We start from the raw sequence: 11,227 nt of genomic DNA on the forward strand, positions 1-11,227 counted from the left end.
CTAGCCCCAATGTCCCCCTTCTCTTTTAAGTCTTGTCGCAGCCCCCGCCTGCAATGTGGATCTATCCAACTGTCTATCTCCTCCCTTCTTTTTTATAGTACCATATTTTTCCGAAAACGTCTTTACGATTTTTTAGCATTTATTTTATATTTCATGATAATTCATGAAATAACATGATGTTTTTCATGAAAAATTACATGATATTCCATTTTTTCTGTTTATCATAGAATTTTGCGAAAATATTTTTACGATTTTTTTGTGTTTATTTGTTTTTTTATGATAATTCATGAAATAAAGCGATTTTTTTGTAATAAACTACATGTTATTCCATTTCTACTACTCGACGCAAAAAACGCCCGGCGCATCCCAAATGGGACACGCCGGGCGCTGTTTTGTTTTTCCGTCCGCTTTCAGCGGTCAGTCATGCAAGTCTCAGTTCTCGTGCTTTCTGCGAACCACGATCAGGGCAGCGCCGCCGATAACAGCAGCAGCCGCAATCACAATCGCCACGATCGCCCATGCCGGCATACCAGCTTCCGCCGTCTCGACAGGAGCCTCAGCCTGAGCCGCGGGGGCCTCGGGAGCAGCGGGAAGCACAGGCTCGATCACCGCAGGAGCCTCGGGTACTACGGGCTCCACAGGAATCGTCGCCTCGGGCGCTACGGGCGCTACCGCCGCGGGAACCTCGCCGCCCGTCTCCGGGTTGCTGTTCGCAGCAGGCGTTGTCGGTGCAACCGCCGCAGGCGCGCCGCCGGCCATCGCCTTGATCTCGTCGGAGGTGTAGTACACAGCCGCCGCGCTGTAGCCTTTCAGCTCGCCCGCGCCGTTCACTGCGTAATCCTTGCCGTCGATCTCGAAGACCACCGTCACGCCCTTGTTCTTCAGAGCGTCGATCACTGTCGCGGGCACCATCGCGCCCTCGTCCAGCTTCGCGTTCACTTTGCCGCCCTTTTCGGTCGCATTGATCTTCTCGATCACTTCCGCCCAGTAGTCGCTATCCGCTACCTGGCTCGTGCTGCCGCCCTTCGAGCTCGAAGGTTTGCTCGGCTTCGGAGGATCAACCGGCTTCACTTCATCAAGCTCCATCGCAGCTTCCAGTCTATCTGCCGCAGCCACTACGATCTCTTTCTCGTAGATGCCCTCTTCGTCCAGATATTTCGCCGCCTCCAGAGCCGCTTTCAGTTCAGCAACACTTTCTGCTGTGTAGTCCGCTTCGTCGATCGAATCAAGCAAGTTCTGTCCGGCCGCGATTGCCTGCTGCAGACGCAGCTTCGATACCGCAATCGTCAGATCTTTCGCCAAATCTTCGACAGTTGTCTGCTCTGTAAACGGAGTATCCTTCGCATCCAGGATTTCTTTCACCTGCGCCATCAGATCTTCCACAGAGCTCAGGTCGCATTTGCCTTCCAGGCTTTCTGCAAAGTTATATGCCTCATTCAAATTGTTGAAGTTCGCCAGAGGAACCAACTTGCCCATCGACACCAACAGGTCCAGATAGGCCTTGTCGATCTCGTCCTGAAGCGCTTCTTCACCCTTCGCTACAACGTCTTTCGCTGCTTTGAGTGCTTCATTGAATTCAACCAAACTGCTCGCGGTGTACTCGTTGCCCAAGCCTTCCGCCTCTTTGATCAAATCAATCAGCATCTCCATCGTGATCTGGGCCTTTTCAACCGAGTTCACGATCGCGTACATCACATCTGCGTACGCCGCATCGACATCTTCCTGGGTTGCCGCGTCATCCGCAAGCACTTCTTCCGCCGCTGCAATCGCGTCTTCCAATGCCGCAATCGACTCTTCATCCAGTTCGATGTTTTCATCGTCCAGCAGCGCATTCGCCAGATCAACGGCCAGCTCCAGTACGCTCTTATCCGGCGCATAGGTCAGGCCGTCGCGCGCCATGACCAGATCGAGGTATGCATTGAATACATCCTCCTGGGTCGCCGCGTCGTCTGCGACCACGTCTTTCGCAGCAGTCAGCGCTTCGTCGAACGCCGCCCAGCTATCCGCTGTGAAGCGCTCTTCCTCATACACGCCGTCAACCGCCGCGATCAGCGCTTCCAGGTAGCTCTTATCCACATCGGACGGGACATCGCCTGTATCCTTCAGGGTAACCGTCACGGTGACCGCCTCAGCGGGCATCACGAAGGTGTACTCTGCACCTGCGGTCACTTCGGTCACTTCCACAGTGCCCTCAGCGGTCGCCACTTCGATGCTCTCGAACTCTTTGCCTTCCTCAATGTCTGCGATGGTCACGGTGACAGTCTCGCCTTCCGCCGCTTCCGCCTTGTCTGCGGTTACGGTCGCGCCGGTCACTTCCGCCACGTTCACGGCATAGGCGTCAGCCTCGCCGCCGAGGGCGACAACAACGTTGACCGCCTGCTCAGGCATTGTGAAGGTGTAGCACAGGGTACCTTCGGGAATGCCCTCGGTCACCTGGGCCGTCTCGATCGGGGTATTATCCGCCCCGGTCACTGCCAGGGATTCAAAGTATTTGCCGTCTGCAATCTCAGAGATGTACACAAATACGGTCTCGCCCGCTTTGGCTCTCGTCAGATTGGTCTCGATCTTCGCATTCGTGTTTTCGGTAACCGCAACATCATACTTGGGTTCTCCGATCTCTTCGCCCGCCGGGATAACCTGCAGGTTCTGTACCTGGATGCCCGAGTTGAAGATTCGGATACCGAACGCGCCGTACTTGTACGCTTCGTCGGCCTTCGTGTAATAGGTCACGCCGTCGACGCTCACGCTGATCTCGTTGCCGATTGCGCTGACCTCAAAGTCGTACCAGTTATCCGGGTCAAATGCGAATTCATCGCCGTAGGTATTCTGGATCGCTCTCCAGCCATAGTGGATATCGCCGAATTCCAGACCGGATTTCTCCAGCGGTTTCGGGCTGTTTTCAAACGAGTTGATACCCAGCACATAGCCGCGCAGGTTATCCGTACCAGTGGTGAAATCGCTCGCGCGGAAGACATAGCCCGCGTTCGACTTGCTCTCGGTGTTGACATCCAGTTTGACTTTCGCCTTGATGGTATAGTCGCTCCAGGTGGCATAGCCGTCCCACAGCTTGTCGCCGTTAGACTTGCGTGCAATCGTCAGAGTGTTGTCCGCCACGGACATCGTGCCGCTGACGACATTCCAGCCAGCCAGCGCGCCGTCTGCAAAGTCATCTTCGAAGATGAACTTATCCTTGACAACCACGTTGTCGAAGCTGGCAGCGCCGCTCAGAACCACGAGACCGGCCTGACCAGCCATGTACTCGTTGTCATAAACCGTCAGGATCGGGGAAGTATCGCCATCCACATAGACGCGGATGCCGTTGTTGACCACGCGCACCTTCAGTTCATAGCTGCCCTCGCCCAGCGCGATGTCAGCCTCATCCAGCACAGCGGTCTCACCCATAGAGGCTTTCACCAGCTGTACTTTATCATTCGCAGCATCCAGTACCGCATAGTAACCGGAGATTTTGCTCTTCATGCTGATCGCTCTCACAGCGACGCCCGCAACCGCGTCTTCGCCCTTAAGCTCGACGTCGGTAACCAGCTCAAGGTCAGTCCAGCCCGTGTTACCAACCAGTGCAGTCGCGCTGCCGGAAGCAGCCAGAGCGCCGTTCTCGAGAGTCCAGTTGCCGTTCTTGCTCCACTCTGTGGTGTTGTTGTTCTCAAAGTCCGCCTCGTAACGCGGCGCGGTGGAAACAACGATATTGTCGAAGCTACCGATCGCGTTGAAGCCGCGAAGCGCCACAGAACCTTCGGTGTAGGCATCGTCATAGACATCCACGCGAGGCTCGGTCTCGTCGTCCAGATAGACGCGGATTCTCGGGCCAACCGCAACGATCTTCAGACGGTGGGTCTCGCCGTAATCCATCTGACCCAGGCTGACTTTCGCCAGTGCAGTCCAGCCCTGGTGCATCCGGCCGACCTCGATGAAGCCGTCGCCGGTGTTCACGTCGCCGGAGTTGTCGCCGGTCTGGATGCCGATGCCCGCATAGTAGCCGTCCGCACCGTCGCAGTTGTCGGTGAAGTTGCTGCCGCGGAACACAAAGCCCAGGTTCGGGTTGGTGGGCTCTTTGTGATTGTCAATGGTGATATCGCCTTCGATGATAACGTCCGCGCTCTTGGTATCTTTGATGACCGCCTTGTTGCCCCAATCGAGGTCAACAGCCAGTTCATCTCCGCTCTCAACATCCCACACGCCTTCGGAATCGCTGCCGCTCGGGCCGCTGATGCCGCCGTTGAGCAGGGTATAGCGGGTCTCAAAGGTGGTGTTCTTGCTGTCGCTGCCGTCACGGTTGAAGTGATCCACGTACTGCACGTCGGACTGTGCAACAACATCGGCACCGCTGGTCGCATAGGTCTCGGGAGCGACCACCAGGCCGGAACCGCCCTCTACCGCAACCGTGTTATCGGTGTATTCGCTGTAATCATAGATATCGATCACCGGGACGGGATCGTTGTCCGCATAGACCTGGATATGGTCGTCGAACAGCTTCACCGCGACCAGGTGCTCGCCCTCGCCGACAACCGCCTGCTCGCCGTTCAGGCTCAGCGTGCCGTTGGAAAGCGCCACAGTGTACAGGCCGCCGCGCACCGAGATCGAACCGCCGTTGGTCAGGGTCGCCTCAGCGGTGTAGTTGCCGGAGGCCGGGGTGACGGAGTCAGCCGCAACCGCATCGGTCGGGTTGAGGATGATGGTCGGGTTCACCGCATAGCGGCCGGTGGTCTCGTTGTACATCCGGACGCCGTTCTGGTTCGCCGCATCCTCTTTGACTGCGTAGCTGACGGTGATTTCGCCGTCATTCAGAATCGCTTCTTTGACAGCTTCGACCTTGTCATCGGGAACACGGATGTTCACGAGATAGCCGAAGTTGCTTGCGCTCGAACCGCCGTTGAGGCCCTGCAGGAGGGTCAACGTACCGCGGATATCGCGCGGGTTGTCCGGGATGTAGACGGTGTCTACTTCCACGCCGTTGATCGATACGGTCAGGTCGGAGGGACGCTCGCTGCCGACCGTGGTCTGGGAAGCATAGGAGTTTTCGATACCGTGATTGACCGTCTCGTTCTTCAAGGAGGAAACCTCAGCGATCACGCGGACGCTGTTGAGATCATCCATGTTGAAGCCGGAGGGCAACGCGTAGTTGTAGGTAACAGCGCCGACGCCAGCCGCCTCGCGGTCGTCGTTGTCGGTGCGCAGCACAACGCTGTTCTCGTCAATGTAATCGATCGAAGCAGCCGATCTGTTGTCGCTCACGATCACGTTGACAAAGTTCTTGGCAATCTTCTCGCCGTCCTGCTCGATCCAGATGGTGATCGTACCGACGCACTTCTGTTCGGGCAGGGTGAAGGAGATGGTCTTCTTCTCCGCGGTATAGGCGGGATAATCGATGTCAAACTCGCCGCCTATGTTGGTGGTAATATAGTTGCCATAGATGTCGGTCGCGTCGAAACGCCATTTCATCACAGCATTCTCGAACTTCTCGCCGGACCAGTTGACCGCCACCGCAGTCGCCGAATACTCAGCACCGGGCGCCATCTTCTTGGCGGGATCGACTTCGATACCGACATAGTTCGGCTGGTTCAGATCCACGATGCTCATGTCGCCGCCGTAGGCAACTTCGTCATAGCCAAAGATCTTGTCGCGGCGGTCGTAAGAGAGGACGCCGTTGCGCTCGTACTCAATGTCGTAGGGCTCTGTGTACACATAGCCGTTGAGCTTCTCATACTGACGCTGGATGTCGGTCTGATACTTGAAGCACCAGGAGACATCCCAGTCCTTATCAAACGCCGCAACGCCACCAAACTCACTGTTCAGCCACGGTTCACCGTCCTGGACATAGTCGCCCCAGAAGTTCTGACCGGAACCGGGATAGGTGTTGTCATGGTGATATTTCACATCGTTGTACGAGTTGGCATAGCCCTTCGGATACATGTGGAAGGTGTTCAGGTCGGTCGGCTGGATGTGATCCTGGTTACAGGCACTCATATCCTCGACCAGCATGCCCGGGTTAGTCTCCTTTACCTTGTTGTACAGGTAAGTCATCCACTCATGCGTCGTCATGCCGTCATCCGCCTTGGGACCGTTGTGGTTGATACCCCAAGTCTCGTTGAACAGCATGATTGCGATGACGCTCGGATGGTTGTAATCGCGCTTGAGCATCGCTTCCAACGCATCCTCGTAGATCACGCGGCCGGGAGCCACGCCGCCAGCGCTGTTGGCGTTCATATAGGTCGCATGAGGCATATCCTGCCACACATACATACCCAGCTTGTCCGCCCAGTAGTACTGGATGGGATCTTCGACTTTCAGGTGCTTACGGATCATGTTGAAGCCGCGATCCTTCATCGCCTTGATGTCGTATTTCAGCGCTTCCTCGCTCGGGGCGGTGTAGATGCCCTCCGGCCAGAAGCCCTGATCCAACAGGCCAGACAGGAAAGTCGGCTTGCCGTTCACATAGATGTACTCATAGTTTCTGCCGTTGTATTTCTTGGTGGTCACTTCGCGCAGACCGAAGTAGGTGTCAACCTTGTCGAGAACCACGTCGCCGCTCTTCACGGTGAGGGTGCCGTAGTACAGGTTCGGGGTCACATCGTCCCACAGCATCGGGTTTTCGATCGTGATCGTGTTGAGGCTGATCTTGTTCGTACCCTCCGCCAGGGTGATGGTCTGGGAACCGCTGAACGAAGAACCATTCTCAATGTCCTTGCCCTGCTCCTCGTCCCAGATCTTGCCCACGAAGTTGTACTCCACGGTGACATCCTGAGCCTTGTCGCTCACAACGCCAAGATCAAATGTAACGGTGTTTTCGGGGACCTTCGGATTCGCGTGCGCGTAATCCAGGTAAGTATTGGTTCTGCCCTCCACATAGACAGACTGCCAGATGCCGCTGGTGTGGGTGTAGCCGCAGGGCGCGTTGTGACCCTGTTTACCGACCAGAGCGGGATAGCTGTTGTCGCCGTAGGAGGCCTTATCCTCCACCCAAACGGTAATGGTGTTGTCGCCGACATGCACATAGTCGGTGATGTCGTACTCAAACGGGGTGTAGCCGCCGTTGTGGTTGCCCACTTCCGTTCCGTTCACATACACGGTGCTCTTTGCGTCCACCGCGCCGAACTTCAGGAAGACGGCCTTACCGTCGCCCAGCCAGCTGTCATCAAGCGTCAGATTTCTCTGATACCAGACCTGGCCGCGGTAGGAATCGTTGGCAATACCGCTCATCGGGGCCTCCCAGGGGAACGGAACGTTGATCTTGAGATCATAAACGTCCTTGTCGCCCTTGAACCACTCCTCGGTCTTGCCGACCTCTTTGGAATCAAAAGTGAAATCCCACCAGCCGTTCAGGCTCATCCACTGATCGCGCTGCCAATCCGGCCGCGGATGCTCAGGACGATCTGATTCGCCGGGAGCGGCGATAACCGCAAAGTAGAGGTCGGTCATCGTGGTGATGTCGCCGGCGACCAGCTTCAGCTTATAGGTCATGGCCTTCAGATCGGTAGGCACCGCAAAGGAGAGCTCGGTCTCCGTCTTACCGGTGGCATCCACATAAACCGGATCCTCCAGGGAAGAACCGCTGTAGGTAACGATCTCGACCTTGTCGACGTTCTGCAGGTTCTTACCAACCAGCTTGATCGTTCCGCCGAAGTTTTCCTGGCCGCGGTCGAGCTGCGCCATAGAGGTATCGATGGAATCGACAAGCGGAGCGTTGAAGCCTTCCGGCAGGTAGAACGCGTTCGCCGGAACTTCCTTCTTCGCAACCGACTGGTCGTTCTTCCAACGCAGGGTAACATGCGAACCGCCGCTGTATTCAAACCACTCGAGCTTGATGTTATGGGGCTCGCCCTTCTTCAGAGCAACCTTCTTGGAGGTCTGCTCCTTATCCCACTGGTTGACCCACCAGTCGAGAACCAGCTCGTCGTCCACCCACAGGCGAACGCCGTTGTCGCTGTAGATATAGAAGGTGTAGTTGCCGTCTTCCGGAGCAGCGATGCGTCCGGTCCAGCGCGCCGCAACATAGTCCGAAGCGCCGGTACGGGCTTTGATGGTGCCTTCCATATTGCTGGAAGCGATGTTAGCGTCGATATAGGTGCCCTTGTATTCGCCAAAGGACAGATCGCCGCTGTTGAGCAGATAGAAGTCGCCGCGCAGGCCGTGCGCACCGAGCTCGGGGAACTCAATTCCCTCGTCGATCGGGTCGTCGTTGACATTCCACGGGAGCGACTTAATCTGATCCTGAGTCAGAACCGCACTGTAAACGCGGACATTGTCCACGCGGCCGTCCAGAGCGGGATCCGGCCAGACATGGTTGCTGCCGATGCGGATCTGGTTGCCGCTCAGCGCCGCCAAATCCGCCAGGCTGGTGCCCAGCGTGCCGTTAGCAACCAGCTCGCCGTCGATGTACAGCTTCGCGGTGCCGTCCGCAGCGTGGGTGAACGCCATACGGGCCCATTTGCCGACCGGCAGGCTGGTCCCAGCGGAAGCCGCGATGCGCTCCTCATCGGCGCCGCCGAACATGGTCGCATTTGTGAGGCCGTAGGTGACGCTCTTCAAGCCCTGGTTCGCCAGAATCATGTAATTGCTCCGGTTGGCACCTGCCGCCAGCAGGCCGGTCCAGGTCTTGGAGTCACTCAGATAGGTGTCCATCACCAGGGTGACATCCTCCATGTTTTTGAAAGCGTCGTTGGGCAGGGCCAAGCCCTGTGCACTGCTGCCGCTGACGCCCTCGTTATCCAGCGCCAGCACGTTGCCGCCCATCTTATCGTCGTTGCGGACAGACGCGCCGTTGATCAAGGTAGCGTCGTTGCTGTTGCCGCTCTTATCGGGAACGGTGGTGCCGTCCACATCGTCGAAGGTGTAGTACATCTCCAGCGGGAGCTCCACTGGCAGGGCGGGAACAGCGAGCTGCTCACGGGTCAGCGCGTAGTCGTAAACCATCACGTTGTCGATTTTCGCATTCAGCGACAAATCCGGCCAGAAGGTCGGCATACCGATCGTGAGTGTAGCGCCATCCACAGCGAGGATATCGCCGATGCGCAGGCCCTGGTCGCCCTGAGCCCACAGCACGCCGTCCACATACAGCTTGGTCATGGTATCTTCCTGCACGTAAGCCAGCTGCGCCCATTTGCCGGTCGCATTGAAAGCCACGCCGGATTTGATACGGATGCCGTTGGGCTGACCCAGAGTGGCTGATTTCATCTCGGAGTTTACGCCGTTGCTGCTAAACTCGAGCATACCGACCACATAGTGCTGGTCGTCTGAGGTGTTGCCCTTGCCCTTGCTGGCATCCAGCCACACGGGACTGCCGCCGAGCCCATATACATAGGCGTCCATCAGGATGGTGGCCGATCTCTTGCCCTTCAGGCCATCCACCGGGATGGAGATACCGGAAGCTCCGGTGTCGCGTTTTTTGCCCTCGTTGTTGAGCTCGAGCACCTTGCCGCGGCCAGCCTCATCGACGAAGGCAGCGGCTTTGGCACCGACCTGCTCGGCGGTGTAGTTGTTGCCGCTCTTGTCGGAGAGGTCGCCCTCATCAAAGGTGTAGTAAGCCACAGGCCCATAGGTGGCCTCAGGAGTGGTATCATCGTAAAGGACGTAGTCATAAACCTTCAGGGATTTGATGGAACCGTCCATTCCGTTATCCGGCCAGATTTTGTTGCGGCCGAATTCAACCGTGGCGCCATCTTTGGCACAGACGGTATCCAAGCCCGCGAACAGAGGACCCTCGGCGGTCATTCTGCCGTTGATGTACAGACGGGTGACGCCGGTCTCATCGCGGGTCAGGGTCGCGGTGGCCCACTCGCCAACCGGCAGAACATCCACAGGCTCAGAAGTGACGAGCTGCTCGTTTCTGTCGTTGGTCTTGGAAGTGGAGGCAGCTTTAAAACCTCTGCCAAACTGCTGTTCAATCCAGCAGAAATAGCCGTCTTTGCTGCCGCTCTGGCCGTCGGGGGCTTCACCCGTGATGACGCCCGCAGACATCAGCGTACCGCTGTTTTCAACAGCATTCAGCTTCACTTCCATCTCAATCGAGATGTTCTTGCACCCCGCAAAAACAGAAGCGGGAACCGATACGCCGTTTGCCGCCGTACCAGTAAGAGTTTTGCCGTCGCTCGCATTTTTGTTGTTCAGTGCGAGCGCGCCGTCTTCAATGGCGACGGCGTTGCCAGCCGTACCTTGCAGCACAGTGGCGTCATTGTTCCCAACCTCGTCTACGATTTTGTTGCCGTCCACGATCTCATCGAACGTGTAAGACGCAATCAATCCAGACGGATCGGGATCCTGTGCATACGCAATCGTCATGCCGGCAAAGTTGCTGACCAGCATCGCGAGTGCGAGTACCCATGCCAGGATTTTTCTTCTCATTGCCATTCCTCCTTAATTTTGCAGTGTTCCATTGCGGCAAACGCCTCATAATTCCACCTAACAGCCAAAACACTCCTTTCATTATCTATAGGTGGAGCCTGTCCAGATTCAGAGGGCATTCGTCGCTGTATTGTAAATATTATCACATTTTTTGGAAAAAGTATTTTTGATTTATTAGCAATTTGGTTCAAATTTTTACGATTTTTTAGCATCCTGACAATATTTTTATTTGATTTTTTAACACAACCTAACCATTTGTACTTTTTAGACTCTTTTTCCGGTTTTATTCTATCTACATAATAAAATATATTGGATTCATACAAAAAAGCGCCCGGCGCTTCCCGTGAGGAAACGCCGAACGCTCTTTTTTCGCTATAGATCAGTTCTCATGCTTCTTGCGGATCACAACCAGCGCTGTGCCGCCCAGGATTGCCGCCGCTGCAATTGCCATCACGACGATCGCCCACACCGGCAGGTCGCTTTCGGTTGCCTCGGGTGCGATCTGCGCCGCAGGCGCTTCCGCCTCAGCCGGGGCCGCGGGCTCGATCACCGCGGGAACTTCGGGCGCCACGGGCGCTGCCGGAACAACCGCCTCAGGCGCCGCAGGCTCTGCCGCTGCCACCTCGCCGCCCGTCTCCGGGTTGCTGTTCGCTGCGGGGGCATTGCCGCTCGCAGCAGGCGCAGTGCCGGCCATCGCCTTGATCTCATCGGAGGTGTAATACACTGCCGCCGCATTGTACCCCTTCAGCTCCCCTGCGCCGTTCACTGCGTAATCCTTGCCGCCGATCTCGAAGATTCCGGTCACGCCCTTGTTCTTCAGGGCGTCGATCACTGTCGCGGGAACATTCGCTCCCTCATCCAGCTTCGCGTT

3 protein-coding genes are annotated in these 11,227 nt (G+C 56.6%); all 3 read right to left on the reverse strand.

Features of this window, described 5'->3' with window-relative positions; all coding sequences use genetic code 11:
• Nucleotides 1-432: 432 nt before the first annotated feature.
• Nucleotides 433-10,356 carry a LamG-like jellyroll fold domain-containing protein gene (locus H8711_RS06320; RefSeq protein WP_249282622.1) on the reverse strand — a complete coding sequence of 3,308 codons (9,924 nt, stop codon included), beginning with the start codon at nucleotides 10,354-10,356 and terminating at the stop codon, nucleotides 433-435.
• Nucleotides 10,353-10,679, reverse strand: coding sequence for a hypothetical protein (locus H8711_RS06325; RefSeq protein ID WP_249282623.1), 327 nt, complete (start codon nucleotides 10,677-10,679; stop codon nucleotides 10,353-10,355). Before H8711_RS06325 ends, H8711_RS06320 begins: the two co-directional genes overlap by 4 nt.
• Before the next feature lie 56 nt (nucleotides 10,680-10,735).
• The coding region (locus H8711_RS06330; protein WP_249282624.1) for a hypothetical protein at nucleotides 10,736-11,227 on the reverse strand (492 nt) is incomplete at its 5' end.

Source organism: Ligaoa zhengdingensis (genome assembly GCF_014384885.1).
Lineage (GTDB): Bacteria > Bacillota > Clostridia > Oscillospirales > Ruminococcaceae > Ligaoa > Ligaoa zhengdingensis.